We start from the raw sequence: 15,010 nt of genomic DNA, 5'->3' as shown, positions 1-15,010 counted from the left end.
TGTAAGTTGTTTTTTTATTCGTTATAAAGAGTTTTATATAAAGGATAGTAATTACTCATAATATTAGTTTCTTTATAGTTAAAATTACTTTCAAATTTTCCAGACAGAGCATTCATTCCACATTCAAAACAAACTTTCAAAATAGCTTTTGTTTTATTGTCTTTTTGAAATAGTAATATATCTCTATACATTGGAATGCAAGCTACTTCGTGATATTTTAAATTAATATCATTTGAAATGGTTTGGCATATTGCTGATGTTTTATCTTTTGGAACAATAGTTTTTACATAACCATACGAAATTAATTTTTTTTCAAAGTCTTTTTCAATTGATTTTGAAGCCTCTAATCCGCTATATAATTTGTTGAATGAATTGTTATTTTCATTTTGTAAAGCTTTCTCATCAGTAATTGAATAGTGAATTATAGTATCAAAATCATTTTGAGCACCTGATTTACAGCTACAAATAATTACAATAAGTAATAGTAAAACTAATTTTTTCATATACTGAAAATTTAATTATATCAACCCCGCTCTTTTCAATAAAGCATCCGGTTTTGGTTCTTGTCCTCTAAAACGTTTGTACAATTCCATTGGCAATTCAGTTCCGCCTTTAGAAAGTACATTGTCTTTAAATTTGGTAGCCACTTCTTTGTTGAAAATTCCTTTTTCTTGAAAATATGCAAAAGCATCGGCATCCAGAACTTCGGCCCATTTGTAACTGTAATATCCGGAAGAATAGCCTCCCTGAAAAATATGAGAAAAGGAAACCGACATACAATTTTCGGCTACATCAGGATATAAAGTTGTGCCTTCAAAAGCGGTTCTTTCAAAAGCTTTTACATTGGTAATTTCAGTTGGATTGTTGCTGTGGAAAGCCATATCCAATAATCCGAAACTAATTTGACGCAAGGTTGCCATTCCTTCCTGAAAACTCGCGCTTTCCTTGATTTTTTCTACATATTCCTGTGGAATGATTTCACCTGTTTCATAATGTTTGGCGAACAAAGCCAAAGCTTCTGGCTCGTAACACCAGTTTTCCATTACCTGGCTCGGCAATTCCACAAAATCCCAATAAACAGATGTTCCAGACAAACTTGGGTAAGTAGTATTAGCCAACATTCCGTGTAATCCGTGACCGAATTCGTGGAATAAAGTCGTCACTTCATTAAATGTTAGTAATGATGGTTTGGTTTCTGTTGGCTTGGTAAAATTGCAAACGTTAGAAATATGCGGTCTCTCGTTTATACCATCTTTAATATATTGTGATTTGAAAGAAGTCATCCAGGCACCATTTCGTTTCCCTTTTCTTGGAAAGAAATCGGCGTAGAAAATAGCCACCAGTTTGCCAAATTCATCTTTGACTTCATAAGTAGTAACTTCTTCGTGGTATTTATCAATATCGAATATTTCGGTAAAAGTCAATCCGAATAATTTATTAGCAACAGTAAAAGCCCCGTTAAGAACATTTTCTAATTGAAAATAAGGTTTCAGTTTTTCATCATCCAAATTGAATAATTTTTGCTTCAATTTTTCAGAATAATAAGCTCCGTCCCATTTCTCTAAATGGTCAATTCCGTCGAGTTCTTTGGCGAAAGCAGTCAATTCTGCAAATTCTCTTTGGGCTGCAGGTTTGGCTTTGGCTAATAAATCATTCAAAAACGATTTTACTTTATCCGGATTTTGTGCCATTCTTTCTTCTAAAACAAAATGAGAATGTGTTTCATAGCCTAATAAATTGGCTCTTTCAAAACGCAATTTGGCAATCTTTAATGTGGTTTTCTGATTGTCGAATTCGTTGTTCTGAAATGCTTTTTTACCCGCAGCAATAGCCATTTCTTTTCGCAATTCACGATTATCCGCATAAGTAACAAACGGAATATAACTTGGGAAATCCAAAGTAAAAATCCAGCCATCTAAATCTTTGCTTTTTGCCAATGATTTTGCCGCTTCAATAGTTCCTTCCGGAAGTCCTTTTAGGTCGCTTTCATTGGTAATATGCAATTGATAGTTGTTGGTTTCTGCTAAAACATTTTCGCCGTAAGTCAGTTTTAGTTTCGCTAATTCCGTGTCGATTTCACGCAATTTTATTTTTTTATCTTCAGAAAGCAAAGCTCCGTTTCGGGAGAAACTTTTGAATTTCTTGTCTAATAAAGTGGCTTGTTCCGGAGATAAATTAAGGCTGTCTTTTTGCTCGTAAACGGCTTTTATTCTTTTGAATAAATCCTCGTTTAAGGTAATATCATTGCTAAATTCAGTCAATAAAGGCGAAACTTCCTGAGCAATTTTTTGCATTTCTTCGCAGGTTTCCGCCGAATTCAGATTAAAGAAAATTGAAGATAATCTGTCCAAAGCATGACCGGAAAAATCCAAAGCTTCGATAGTATTTTCGAAAGTTGGAGTTTCAGGATTATTGATTATAGCATCAATTTCTGCTTTTGCAACAGCGATGTTTTCGATAAAAGCGGGTTTGTAATCTTCTAATTTTATCTGCGAAAATGGTGCAGTATTGTGTTTGGTGTCGAAATGTTGTGTTAATACGCTCATAGTGTTTTTGTGTTACGCAAAGTTTCGCTAAAAAGACACAGAGCTTCGCAAAGTTTTTTGAATTATTCTTTGCGAAGCTTTGTGTTTGCTTTGTGAATCTCCGTGAATTTTTTTTTATTTTTTTAAACCTTCTGCTGCTTTATTTACAGCTGCTTTCAATCCTTCTTTGTAAGCTATGATTTTGTCTAAAACGCATTTGTCCGAGCTTCCGATGATTTGAGCGGCCAAAATACCTGCATTTTTAGAACCATTTAAAGCAACAGTTGCGACAGGAACACCTCCTGGCATTTGTAAAATTGACAAAACTGAATCCCAACCATCGATAGAGTTACTTGATTTTACAGGAACCCCAATTACTGGAAGCGGTGACATCGAGGCTACCATTCCAGGTAAATGTGCCGCCCCGCCAGCACCTGCAATAATTACCGAAATACCGCGTGTGTGGGCGTTTTTACTGAAATCAAATAGTTTTTCGGGTGTTCTGTGTGCCGAAACAATATCGACTTCTGTTTCTATATCAAATCCTTTCAGGATGTCAATTGCTTCTTGAATTACGGGCATATCGGATATGCTTCCCATTATTACGGCTACTTTGCTCATTTGTTTTTATTGTTTTTATTTGAAAAATAAATAATAGATTATATAAAATGTAAATGTTATTAGAAATAGATAAAGTGCAATTAATAAAATGAAAGAAAAAAGCTAATTATTCTTTCTCCTAAATATTCATTTTTATCAGAGAAAATATTCCAATTTTTTTTTACAAGATTTTCTGAATCAGTAAGATTCAATAAATTTATAATAAAATCTAATATATCCATTTATGCAATCACTCTTATTGTATTCTTTACATCCTCTGCAATTTTTCTCGCTACGACAATATCTTCATTTACTATGGTAACGTGTCCCATTTTTCTGAAAGGACGTGTTTGTTTTTTTCCGTAGATGTGAGGCGTAACACCATTCCAGCCTAAAATGGTTTCGATGTTTTCATAAATCACATCTCCAGAAAAACCTTCGGCTCCGGTAAGATTGACCATAATTCCAACGGCTTTGCTATTTGTATTTCCTAAAGGTAAATCCAAAATGGCACGCAAATGGTTTTCGAATTGCGAAGTATAACTGGCTTCGATGCTGTAATGTCCTGAATTATGAGGGCGCGGAGCGACTTCGTTTACCAAAATTTCATCGCTTTCTGTTTGGAACATTTCTACTGCCAAAAGACCAACGTGATTAAATTTTTTAGAAACTTCCAATGCAATGGCTCTGGCTTTTTCGGCAACTTTTTCGTCGATACGAGCAGGGCAAATTACATATTCCACTTGGTTGGCTTCGGGATGGAATTCCATTTCGACAACAGGATAAGTTTTGATTTCACCTGACGGATTGCGACAAACGATAACGGCCAATTCATTTTTGAAGGGAACCATTTCTTCGGCAATACATTCTACGTTGGGTAAATTATCTAAATCTTGCAGTGTTCGAACAATTTTTACACCATTTCCGTCATAACCAAATTCAGTGCATTTCCAAACGAAAGGCATCTCGACTGCGCTCGATGTGACATTAGATTTTAGATTTTCGAGATTTTCAAATTTTTCGAAAGGTGCTGTTGGAATATTATTTTTGGCATAAAACTCTTTTTGGATTCCTTTATTTTGAATCAATTTCAAGGTTTTTGGCGAAGGATATACTTTTTTGCCTTCGTTTTCCAATTTTTCCAATGCTTCCAGATTGACCAATTCAATTTCGAAAGTCAAAACATCGACTTGTTTGCCAAAATTATAAACGGTTTCAAAATCCATTAAATCGCCTTGAAAAAAGTGATTGCAAGCAATTTTGCAAGGGGCTTCCTCGCTTGGATCCAAAACATAAGTTTGTATGTCAAATTTTCGGGTGTCAGATAACAGCATTTTGCCTAGTTGTCCGCCACCAAGAATGCCTAATTTAAAATCAGAAGAGAAATAATTCATTTGTTGTAGTTATTGTTTTTTTTACGGTCAAATGCAGTCGTTTTGCTCGTGTCATTATCTTGTAATAGTTGTTTTAGTTTAAAGTATTTAAAAAATCATCAGGAGAAAGTACATTTATTTCGGCATTTTTGTAATCTTTTAAATTTCTTGTGACGATGCAATCCATGTCATTAATGGACTGTGCTGAAATGATTTGAATAGCATCTTCAAAGTCTTTATGATTTGATTTTAAACTTTTTTTGATGATATTGATATCTACTGGAATAATAGATACATATTCAATAACGTGCTCTAGTGCCAATCTTGTTTTTTCTTCAGAAATTGATTTTTTTAAAATATAATGTAATGTTGTGATGGTATTTGAAGAGGAATATAATTTTATTTTTCTTTTAGTAGCCAAATTATAAATTGCTAATGATTTATGAACAAATGGTTCCCTATTAGCAAATACATCTACTAAAATATTGATGTCAATAAAAATATTTTTCATAAACCGTATTTCTCTTTGTAGTGCTCATCTCTCGCTTTTTTAATGTCAAAATCAGGTGGTAATTCAATAATTCCAACCAATTTTTTTAGGCTTGGATCAATCTCATCGTCATTGTTATTATAGTCTTTATTGGATTTTGCAACCAAACTTTTAAAATAATTTTCGACCATTTCAGACAAACTTCGACCAGTGCCTTTAGCGTAGGCTTTAGCATCTTCAATAACCGTTTTTTCTAACGATAATGTGAGTTTAGTATTCATAGCACGTGTATTTTTTGCAAATGTACGTAATAATTATTTTTGATGGTTTATTTTCTTTAAAATTTCCTTTCCAACGGCTTTATAAGCGGCAGAATGATGAATGTAATCCTTTTCTAAAATAATTTTCAATTCTGGATAAACCCAATCATAATGCTTACCTAATAAATGTAATGCACGAATTGCATAACATTTCGAAGCGACTTTAGTATCTTTGATTAGCCAATCGAAACAAGTTTCAGTGATTTGTTGCAACTGATTTTCGGAAAGTATAATTGCTGCTTTTTTGAAATGAAAAATAGTCAATAAGAGACAAACTTTCGAAATAGAACGAAGAGCGCCATCATCAGTTAAGTTTTTGATATTGGGACAGAAAAAATCCAAATACTCTTGAATCCACTCCAGTTTTTCATAGCAAACCAATTCCAAAACCCAACAAGCTTTGGATATGTTTTTGTTGGAAGTTTGGAAACAAAGCTGAACCAATTCAGGGAAAAGCTCTGGATTTTCCAGTACTTCATCGGCACATTTTTGCCTGCTGTCTTTGTATCCGGTTACAGAATCTAATCTTTTTTGGAAATCAGGATTCATCCATTCTAATTTTGATTGAAAAGTACAAATCAATTATCAATTGTCAAAAGTGAAATCCCTATCTTTGCCAATTATTTTTAAATCTGAAAAGTGATTCAACTCCACGATAAACAATTTGTTCCGTTTGTTTCTGCACAGGAAATCGATTTTGCAATTGCCCAGATAGCGCGATTGGTAGAAGATGATTTTGCAGAAGAAACACCTGTTTTTATTGGAGTTTTGAACGGAGCTTTTATGGTGGTGTCCGATTTTATGAAACATTATAAAGGAGCTTGTCAAGTGAGTTTCGTTAAAATGGCTTCTTATGAAGGGACAACTTCTACAAATGAGGTGAAACAATTACTGGGTTTAGACAAAGATTTATCTGGTCGCTCGGTGGTTTTGATTGAAGATATTGTCGATACAGGAAACACTTTGGTGGCTTTAAAGGCTTTAATTAAAAGTCAAAATGTGAAGCGTTTTAAAATAGCAACCCTGTTTTTCAAACCAGAAGCTTATAAACAAGATATTAAGATTGATTACATCGGGATTAGAATTCCAAATAAATTCATCGTGGGATATGGTTTAGACTACGATGGGCTGGGTAGAAATTTACCCGAAATATATCAACTGAAAGAATAATAAACTAATACATTACATAACTTACAATTACAAAAATGATTAACATTGTTTTATTTGGGAAACCAGGAGCAGGAAAAGGAACTCAAGCAGAGTTTTTAAAAGGAAAATACAATTTGACACATCTTTCAACAGGTGATATTTTTCGTTTCAATATGAAAAATGATACCGCTTTAGGTCAGTTAGCAAAGTCTTATATCGAGCAAGGAGATTTGGTTCCAGACGAAGTAACAATCAAAATGTTAGAAGATGAGGTTGCTAAAAATCCTGATTCCAAAGGGTTTTTATTTGATGGTTTTCCAAGAACGATAGCTCAAGCAGAGGCTTTGGATGTTTTTTTAGCAGGAAAAGACCAAAGTATTACAGCTACAATTGCCCTAGAAGCAGACGATGAAATTTTGGTTGCCCGTCTATTGGAAAGAGGAAAAACCAGCGGAAGAATAGACGATCAGGATGAAGAAAAAATCAGAAATCGTTACCAAGAATACAATGAAAAAACTGCTCCTTTGATGGAGTATTATACAAATCAAAATAAATTTTATCCAGTAAATGGGATTGGTTCTATAGCTGAAATTACAGAGCGTTTGAGCACTGTAATCGAAAGTTTATAAGGAACATACGTTTTCTAATCAACTATGGAAGTTTTAATAATATTCTTTTTAATTCTCTTAAATGGTGTTTTTTCTATGTCGGAAATCGCATTGATTTCGGCACGAAAAAACCGATTGGAAACCTCCGCCAAAAAAGGCAACAAAAATGCCCAAATTGCATTGGATCTGGCCAATTCACCTAATAAATTTTTATCCACAGTTCAGATAGGAATCACGCTTATCGGAATTTTGACGGGTATTTATTCTGGGGATAAAATAACTAGTGATGTTGAGAATTTCATAAAAACGATTCCAACATTTACCCCTTTTGCAGATTCAATTGCTGTTGGAGTAGTGGTAGTAGTTTTGACATTTTTCTCTTTGGTTTTAGGAGAATTATTGCCAAAGCGGATTGGATTAAATCATCCCGAAGCCATAGCCAAAGCGGTGGCTTTGCCTATGAAAATTGTTTCGATTATTACTGCGCCTTTTATTTGGTTATTGACCAGTTCGACTGATTTTTTATTGAATGTTTTACAAATAAAACCCACAGCCGACGGTAAAGTAACCGAAGAAGAAATCAAAGCCATCATCAAAGAAGGTACAGAAGGTGGAGAAGTACAAGAAATTGAGCAGGATATTGTGGAACGTGTTTTTCATATTGGAGATAGAAAAATAAACTCCTTGATGACCCACAGAAAATCGGTGGTGTTGTTGCCATTGCATTCTAATAAAGAGCAAGTTAAGGAATATATGCTTAAGGAATTGCATTCAATTTATCCAGTTTATGGGGAAAATCACGATGATATTGTTGGTGTGGTAAATTTGAAAAATATCTTCGCTCATTTTGAAAACAGCAGTTTCAATTTGCCCGAAATTATGACTGAAGCCCCGTTTATGATGGAACAAACCACGGCCTACAAAGCATTGGAACAGTTCAAAAAATCGGGAATTCATTATGCTTTTGTTTCGGATGAATATGGTGTTTTTCAGGGGATAATTACTTTGAATGACATTTTGGAAGCTTTGGTTGGTGATGCTTCTGATTTTTATAAAGATGATTTCAAATTAATCGAAAGAGAAGACGGAACTTGGATGGTGGACGGACATTATTCACTACATGATTTCCTGACCTATTTCGAATTGGATGAATTAATCAATGACTACGAAGTAACCACAGTAAGTGGATTAATAATGACTGAACTTTCCCGTATTCCAAAAGAGGGAGAGAAGTTGATTTGGCAAAAATTTGAGTTAGAAGTCATTGATATGGATGGCGTGAAGATTGATAAAGTGGCGGTGAAAGCCTTAAAACTGTAAAAATAGTGGTCAGTTTTTAGTGTTCAGTAAGCAAACTGATCACTGAAAACTGAAAACTGAATACTAAAAAAAATGACAGAAGGAAATTTTGTAGATTACGTTAAAATATTTGTTTCTTCTGGAAAGGGAGGAAAAGGATCTACGCATTTGCATAGAGAAAAATTCATCCAATATGGTGGTCCGGATGGAGGTGATGGTGGTCGTGGAGGACACGTTTATTTGGTGGGAAATAAAGGACTTTGGACTTTGTTTCATTTGAAATTTGCCCGTCATATCAAAGCGGGTCATGGCGGAGATGGTGGAGGTGACCGAAGCACAGGAGCTGATGGAGAAGATAAGTACATTGAAGTACCGTTAGGAACTGTTGTGAAAGACAAAGAAACTGGAGAAGTATTGTTCGAAATTACGGAAGATGGCGAAAAACAAATTCTTTCTCGTGGAGGTAAAGGAGGACTAGGAAACTGGCACTTTAGAAGCTCGACCAATCAAACACCAAGATACGCCCAGCCAGGTTTACCTGGTGTGGAAATGGACGTGATTCTAGAACTTAAAGTTTTGGCAGACGTAGGTTTGGTAGGTTTTCCAAATGCAGGAAAATCAACTTTATTGTCTGTTCTGACTTCGGCGAAACCAAAAATTGCTGATTATCCTTTTACGACTTTAAAACCAAATCTTGGAATCGTGGCGTACAGAGATTTTCAGTCTTTTGTAATTGCTGATATTCCTGGAATTATTGAAGGTGCTGCCGAAGGAAAAGGGCTTGGTCATTATTTCTTAAGACATATTGAAAGAAATTCGACGTTGTTGTTCTTGGTTCCAGTTGATACGCCGGATATCAAAGGGGAATATGATATTTTGGTGAATGAATTGACAAAATACAATCCTGAAATGCTTGATAAGGAACGTCTTTTGGTAATCTCAAAATGTGATATGCTTGATGATGAACTAAAAGCAGAATTGAAAATACAATTAGACAAAGAGTTCAAAGATATTCCTTATATGTTTATTTCATCTGTTGCGCAACAAGGTTTGACAGATTTAAAAGATAAACTTTGGAAAATGCTGAATGACTAAAAGTTGAAATTTTATAAACGAAAAGGACTCTAGAAATAGAGTCCTTTTCGTTTATAAAACAGTATCAATGTGTCATTTCGACGAAGGAGAAATCACATAACGAGAGCAACTAATGAGATTTCTCCTTCGTCGAAATGACAAATTAACTTTGAGTAAGCAAGAATTAATCCCGATACGTATCAAATAAAAACTGTAAGGTTTCAGGAATATTATTCGCTTCCATTTTAGGATAAATTATGGGTGATTTTAGCCAGTTTTCTATCACTGCATCAAAATCATCGCCCACTTCATACACAACAGGAACGCCTAATTGTTTTAAGGCAGCTGCATTGCATTCTTGTTCGTAATGATCACGGATAGGGATGCTTAATATTTTTTTACCAAGGTGTAAAGCTTCGGCAGGAGTTTCGAATCCGCCTCCAGTGATGATTCCGTGACAATTAATTAAACTTTTGTTGAAGAGTTTTTGATTGACAGGATAATAGGTAATATTGCCTTCGGTGTATTTGAAAGGTACATCATTCAGGAACCAATGAAACTGAATATCCGAAAGTTTATGGAATGCTTTTTCCAGACAATCTTTTTGGAAAGAAGGCAAATAAACTGTGATGTGTTTGAGGTCTTTGGGTTCAGCCTGCGTTATTTCGTCTTTGATAACAGGAGGATGGATGAAAGAATCGTATTTTTCAAAATGCAAACCAATATTCTTTGGTGAAGGCGCATAATGTTTCAGAATCATTTCGCCCATGATACTTTTTTTATCTGGTCTTGGCGTATTTTCAGAAACGAAACTCGCTTGATGTCCAAACTGCACCGAATGTACTTTTTGCATTTTGCAAGCCAGTGAAGTTACCGAGTCAAAGTCATTAATAATCACATCATAATCTTTCAAAGGCAAGGCTTCGGCATCTTTATATATTTGAAGAGGGCGAATGTTTTTTACAATATCCCAATAATTCAATCCACCACATTTGCTGTAATGCAAACTACAACCAGCACTTCTAAATTTTATGGGTAAGTCAATATCCAAGCTGGCATTATTCCCGCTCAACAAGAAATCAATCTCACCAAATTTTTTCAAATAAGGATACAATTGTGTAGCTCTACTAATGTGACCGTTGCCTGTTGCCTGTATGGCATAAAATATTTTCATGGATTTCTGTTTAATTAGAAGAGAATTTTTTAGGATAAAATTTTAGCAACAATATCATTGATAACAGCATCTTCTTTGGTGTCTTGGTTTAAGTATTGTGATTTATCATATTGGTAAATTTTCCATTTTTCTTTTTTGTATTCCAATGCAGTAAGATTCTCAATCCAGTCGCCACTGTTTAAATACAATACTTTTCCGTTTTCGTTTTCCACTTCTTTCATTTTTGGCATGTGAATGTGTCCGCAAACTACATAGCTGTATTTTTTTTCGATGGCGATTTCGGCTGCAGTAGTTTCAAAATTAGAAATAAAGGAAACGGCCTTCTTTACGCTGTTTTTAATGGTTTTCGAAAAGCTTCGTTTCTCTCTTCCGCAAGCAACCAAAATCCAATTGATAAAACTGTTCATCAAAATCAGTAAGTCATATCCTTTGCCACCCAATTTGGCTAGTATTTTGGCATATCCTTTTGTAGAAGAATCGAACACATCACCGTGAAAAATCCAAGTTTTTTTTCCGTCCAATTCCAAGATTAGTTTATCGACTAATTCTAGATTTCCTAAAATAAAATCGGAGTATTTGCGTAAGGCTTCGTCGTGATTTCCAGTTATGTAAACCACACGAGTTCCTAGATTGGACATTTTGATGATATAGCGCAACACTTCCATATGAGATGCAGGAAAGTAGCGTTTGGTAAAGTTCCACATATCAATAATGTCGCCGTTTAAAACCAAGGTTTGTGGATTGATTGATTTTAAATACTGCAGTAATTCTTTGGCGTGACAGCCATAAGTGCCAAGATGAACATCGCTAATGACTACTAAAGGTATTTTTCGTTTCCTTTTCATAAAAAGTTTTTACGAAAGTAGGAGGCTAGTGTTAGGGTAGTGTTTCTTTAGTATTAAGATTGAGTTTGTTATAAACAAAAAAAAATAGCAGCTTGCTTCAAAAATGTGTTTGTGTTTATGGGAATAAATTTATGAATTTTAGATAAAAATCTCTTCTATAAGTAATCCAGTTGCTCATCGAGAGGTTGATATACTGCTTTTGTTTGATGAAAAATTAAAGATTTAAAAAGTAAGCTATTTCTAAAAGTACTAATTTTTACTTAAAAAGAAATGAAACTTTTCACATTTCCTTATTTTTGAAGAATGAAAAAAATACTTATCCTCTTTTTGTTGTTTCCTTTATTGATTTTGGGGCAAACCAATTTTGATAAAGCCGAACAATTATTTAAAGAAAAAAAATACGATCAAGCGCAACCTATTTTCGAAATTTTTTTAAAACAGAATCCTTCTCATTTGAAGACGTTAGAATATTTGGGAGATATCGCAGGAAATAATCAATCGTGGGACAAAGCCATTGTTTATTATAAAAAACTCAAACAATTGAAATCTTCTGAAGCCAATTATTATTTTAAATATGGTGGCGTATTGGGGATGAAAGCCAAAGAATCCAATAAATTCAAGGCTCTTGGTATGATTAGCGAGATTAAAGCATCATTCGAAAAAGCTATTGAATTAAATCCAAAACACATTGAAGCCCGCTGGGCTTTAGTGATGTTGTATATTAATCTTCCTGCGATTGTAGGTGGAAGTGAATCCAAAGCCATCAAATATTCGAACGAATTGTTGAAATTATCTCCCGTGGACGGCTATTTGTCCCGAGGTCAAATTGATGAATATTTTGAAAGATACACAGCGGCTGAAAAAAATTATATCAAAGCAAATGAAATTGGTAAATCGAAAATTACATTTCAAGCATTATATAATTTATATTTGAAAAAATTAAAAGACCCCAAAAAGGCACAGGATTTAAAACAACAATTCGACAAAAAATAATCAAATCTAAAAGCCCAAATTTCAAGTTTGAATTTGGTTTAAAAATTGAAATTTAATATATGAGAACTCATTTTATCGCCATTGGCGGAAGTGCAATGCACAACTTGGCTTTGGCATTACATAATAAAGGATATCAGGTTACAGGAAGTGACGATGCTATTTTTGAACCATCAAAAACTCGTTTGGAGAAAAAAGGAATTTTGCCAGCAGAAATGGGTTGGTTTCCGGAAAAAATAACCCAAGATATTGAAGCTGTAATTCTAGGAATGCATGCCAAAGCCGATAATCCAGAATTGCTAAAAGCACAAGAATTAGGACTAAAAATTTATTCATATCCGGAATTCTTATACGAACAATCCAAAAATAAAACCCGTGTAGTTATTGGAGGTTCTCACGGAAAAACAACCATTACTTCTATGATTTTGCATGTGATGCATTATCATAATATTGAAGTAGATTATATGGTGGGCGCACAACTCGAAGGTTTTGATACTATGGTTCATCTTACTGAGAAAAATGATTTTATCGTTCTCGAAGGCGATGAATATTTGTCTTCGCCAATAGACAGAAGACCAAAATTTCATTTGTATCAGCCCAATATTGCTTTGATTTCTGGAATTGCTTGGGATCATATCAATGTTTTTCCAACTTACGATTTCTATGTAGAACAGTTCGAAACTTTCATTGCTAAAATTACCAATGGTGGAATTTTAGTTTACAATGAAGAAGATTCAGAAGTAAAGCGTGTGGCAGAAGCAGCGACAAATCCAATCCGAAAAATTCCTTACACTACGCCAAAATATGAAGTGAAAGATGGGGTTACTTTATTAGAAACTCCAGAAGGAGCAATGCCTATCGAAGTTTTTGGTGCACATAACCTGAATAATTTAGCTGGAGCCAAATGGATTTGTCAGAATATGGGCGTTGACGAAGCTGATTTCTACGAGGCCATTGCGAGTTTCAAAGGAGCTTCTAAACGTTTGGAAAAAATTGCAGAAGGAAAAGGAAAAGTGGCTTACAAAGATTTTGCGCATTCACCAAGCAAAGTAGCGGCAACGACAAAAGCAGTGAAAGAACAATATCCAAACCGAACTTTAGTAGCTTGCTTGGAATTGCACACTTACAGTAGTTTGAATGCCGAATTCTTGAAAGAATATGAAGGGGCATTAGAATATGCCGATGTTGCCGTAGTTTTCTATTCGCCGGATGCGGTAAAAATCAAGCAATTGGAAGAAGTGACTTATGAGCAAATTGCTCAATCATTCAACAGAGAAGATTTGATTATTTATACCAATCCTGCAGAATTTAAAACATTTTTATTCAGTCAAAATCTAGAGAATTCAGCTTTGTTATTGATGAGTTCAGGGAATTATGGCGGATTGAATTTTGATGAGGTAAAAGGATTGATTGAATAACAGCGATTCTATGAGTGATAGTATAGGAATTATTAAAACGACTAGCGAGAATAAAGATTTTATAAAATTATATACTGCCTTTGATGCCTATTTATGGGATAGATATCCGGAATTGAAAACCAATTACTGGGGAAATAATGTGATAGAATTTAATTCCAATGTGGTTCTGATTTATTTCAATAAAAATGTTGCTGCCTGTGGTTGTTTCAAGGAATACGATAAAAACACTATAGAAATTAAACGTATGTTTGTTTTGCCAGAAGCTAGAGAGAAGGGGATTGCTCAAAAAGTATTATATGAATTAGAGTTTTTGGCATCTCAAAAAGGATATTCCTATTCCATTTTAGAAACTTTATACAAGTAAGTAGAAGCTATCGCTTTATATCAAAAAGTAGGGTATTCTATTGTTGATAATTATGAACCTTACATTGGTTTGGAACGTAGTGTTTGTATGAGAAAAAAAATGAAATATTTTATTTCACATATTTAAAATGTCCCACAATTACATAACTAAACAAACAATCTTCTAAAACCTGTCCGTTTCCTACATTGTGTACAATAAGATTTCGCTTGCCATCAGCAGATTTTCGGTTAGTTATGATGCCGATATGAGGAAGCTTTCCATTAATCATCCAAGTAACGATTTCTCCAGTTTTATAATCATTTGCGTTTTTTGAAACAGGTAATTTTGTTCCTTTTCTTTTTAAGTAAACTTCAAGATTAGGAACTCTTCTGTGGTCAATATTCGAATCAGTTTTGCTCATACCCCATTTTTTTAAATTGGGATATTCTGAAAAATGTGATTTCATATCTTCGTGAACTTCTTTTTGCAAATCAATTCCAAGTTTTCGATAAGCCCTAATAATTACATCGGTGCAAACGCCTTTGTTTTTAAGAATATCTCCGTTAGGATAGGGTATCGAAAAATAAGATGGGTCATATATTATATTAGGGTTAATGATGGCAATAGCAGCATCGGATAATTTGGCGGAAAAGGGTTTTGTTGTTGTTTGTATTTGTCCTTTTGATTTAGTAGTAAGGAACGAAATTAGGATTAGAAATAAATAAAAGTGCTTCATATTTTTATCTTTAATCAAATAACGCTAATTTTACTTTTGTAGTATAAGTAATTAAAATGAAGACAA

General features: G+C 34.1%; 17 protein-coding genes. 7 read left to right on the top strand and 10 right to left on the bottom strand.

The genetic code is table 11. The features are described 5' to 3' along the window. Positions 1 to 14: 14 nt before the first annotated feature. The 7 genes from OZP15_RS15370 to OZP15_RS15340 all read right to left on the bottom strand — a co-directional run bounded on the left by OZP15_RS15370 (position 15) and on the right by OZP15_RS15340 (position 5,857). A complete protein-coding gene (locus tag OZP15_RS15370; protein WP_281336568.1) occupies positions 15 to 503 on the bottom strand; it encodes a hypothetical protein in 489 nt (162 codons plus the stop codon). 15 nt (positions 504 to 518) lie between these two features. Beyond that, entirely contained in the window at positions 519 to 2,546 is a 2,028-nt protein-coding gene (locus OZP15_RS15365; protein WP_281336567.1) for a M3 family metallopeptidase, read from the bottom strand. A gap of 114 nt (positions 2,547 to 2,660) precedes the next feature. Continuing rightward, positions 2,661 to 3,146, bottom strand: a complete 486-nt coding sequence (purE, locus tag OZP15_RS15360) for a 5-(carboxyamino)imidazole ribonucleotide mutase (protein WP_269226316.1) — start codon at positions 3,144 to 3,146, stop codon at positions 2,661 to 2,663. Between the two features lie 221 nt (positions 3,147 to 3,367). Beyond that, positions 3,368 to 4,519 carry a 5-(carboxyamino)imidazole ribonucleotide synthase gene (locus tag OZP15_RS15355; RefSeq protein WP_269226315.1) on the bottom strand — a complete coding sequence of 384 codons (1,152 nt, stop codon included), beginning with the start codon at positions 4,517 to 4,519 and terminating at the stop codon, positions 3,368 to 3,370. A gap of 73 nt (positions 4,520 to 4,592) precedes the next feature. Continuing rightward, positions 4,593 to 5,009, bottom strand: a complete 417-nt coding sequence (locus tag OZP15_RS15350) for a type II toxin-antitoxin system VapC family toxin (RefSeq protein WP_281336566.1) — start codon at positions 5,007 to 5,009, stop codon at positions 4,593 to 4,595. Further along, entirely contained in the window at positions 5,006 to 5,269 is a 264-nt protein-coding gene (locus tag OZP15_RS15345; protein WP_281336565.1) for a DUF6364 family protein, read from the bottom strand. The genes OZP15_RS15350 and OZP15_RS15345 overlap by 4 nt, the downstream gene beginning before the upstream one ends. A 33-nt stretch (positions 5,270 to 5,302) precedes the next feature. Next, positions 5,303 to 5,857 (bottom strand): HEAT-like fold family protein, encoded by a 555-nt coding sequence (locus OZP15_RS15340; protein ID WP_269226313.1) that lies wholly within the window; start codon positions 5,855 to 5,857, stop codon positions 5,303 to 5,305. 90 nt (positions 5,858 to 5,947) lie between these two features. Between OZP15_RS15340 and hpt the strand changes: the two genes are divergently transcribed. The 4 genes from hpt (at position 5,948) to obgE (ending at position 9,459) form a co-directional block, all read left to right on the top strand. Beyond that, positions 5,948 to 6,478 carry a hypoxanthine phosphoribosyltransferase gene (gene hpt / locus OZP15_RS15335; RefSeq protein ID WP_269226312.1) on the top strand — a complete coding sequence of 177 codons (531 nt, stop codon included), beginning with the start codon at positions 5,948 to 5,950 and terminating at the stop codon, positions 6,476 to 6,478. A 35-nt stretch (positions 6,479 to 6,513) separates the two neighbouring features. Beyond that, positions 6,514 to 7,086, top strand: coding sequence for an adenylate kinase (locus OZP15_RS15330; protein ID WP_281336564.1), 573 nt, complete (start codon positions 6,514 to 6,516; stop codon positions 7,084 to 7,086). Between the two features lie 24 nt (positions 7,087 to 7,110). Continuing rightward, positions 7,111 to 8,385, top strand: coding sequence for a hemolysin family protein (locus OZP15_RS15325; RefSeq protein ID WP_281336563.1), 1,275 nt, complete (start codon positions 7,111 to 7,113; stop codon positions 8,383 to 8,385). 72 nt (positions 8,386 to 8,457) lie between these two features. Beyond that, a complete protein-coding gene (obgE, locus tag OZP15_RS15320; RefSeq protein WP_269226309.1) occupies positions 8,458 to 9,459 on the top strand; it encodes a GTPase ObgE in 1,002 nt (333 codons plus the stop codon). A gap of 163 nt (positions 9,460 to 9,622) precedes the next feature. On the opposite strand, the gene OZP15_RS15315 is transcribed toward obgE, so the two are convergent. Beyond that, on the bottom strand, positions 9,623 to 10,612 hold the full coding sequence (locus OZP15_RS15315; RefSeq protein WP_269226308.1) for a glycosyltransferase family protein: 990 nt from the start codon (positions 10,610 to 10,612) through the stop codon (positions 9,623 to 9,625). Positions 10,613 to 10,641: 29 nt separating this feature from the next. Beyond that, positions 10,642 to 11,457: a UDP-2,3-diacylglucosamine diphosphatase gene (locus OZP15_RS15310; protein WP_281336562.1), complete on the bottom strand. Its 816-nt coding sequence runs from the start codon at positions 11,455 to 11,457 to the stop codon at positions 10,642 to 10,644. Positions 11,458 to 11,760: 303 nt separating this feature from the next. Here OZP15_RS15310 and OZP15_RS15305 point away from each other — a divergent pair, with 303 nt between their 5' ends. From OZP15_RS15305 to OZP15_RS15295, 3 genes are read left to right on the top strand one after another with little or no spacing between them, the layout of a single operon-like run. Then, positions 11,761 to 12,450: a tetratricopeptide repeat protein gene (locus OZP15_RS15305; RefSeq protein WP_281336561.1), complete on the top strand. Its 690-nt coding sequence runs from the start codon at positions 11,761 to 11,763 to the stop codon at positions 12,448 to 12,450. A gap of 59 nt (positions 12,451 to 12,509) precedes the next feature. Beyond that, on the top strand, positions 12,510 to 13,865 hold the full coding sequence (locus OZP15_RS15300; RefSeq protein ID WP_281336560.1) for a UDP-N-acetylmuramate--L-alanine ligase: 1,356 nt from the start codon (positions 12,510 to 12,512) through the stop codon (positions 13,863 to 13,865). A 10-nt stretch (positions 13,866 to 13,875) separates the two neighbouring features. After that, the gene (locus OZP15_RS15295) at positions 13,876 to 14,229 is read left to right on the top strand and encodes a GNAT family N-acetyltransferase (protein ID WP_269226306.1); all 354 of its coding nucleotides are present in this window, start codon (positions 13,876 to 13,878) and stop codon (positions 14,227 to 14,229) included. A 109-nt stretch (positions 14,230 to 14,338) separates the two neighbouring features. Here OZP15_RS15295 and OZP15_RS15290 read toward each other — a convergent pair whose 3' ends face one another. Next, positions 14,339 to 14,944 (bottom strand): DUF1287 domain-containing protein, encoded by a 606-nt coding sequence (locus tag OZP15_RS15290; RefSeq protein ID WP_281336559.1) that lies wholly within the window; start codon positions 14,942 to 14,944, stop codon positions 14,339 to 14,341. Positions 14,945 to 15,010: the final 66 nt, after the last annotated feature.

This window comes from Flavobacterium eburneipallidum (assembly GCF_027111355.2).
GTDB lineage: Bacteria > Bacteroidota > Bacteroidia > Flavobacteriales > Flavobacteriaceae > Flavobacterium > Flavobacterium eburneipallidum.
Note: the sequence above shows the minus strand (reverse complement) of the source record. Positions and strands in the feature narration are given on the sequence as shown.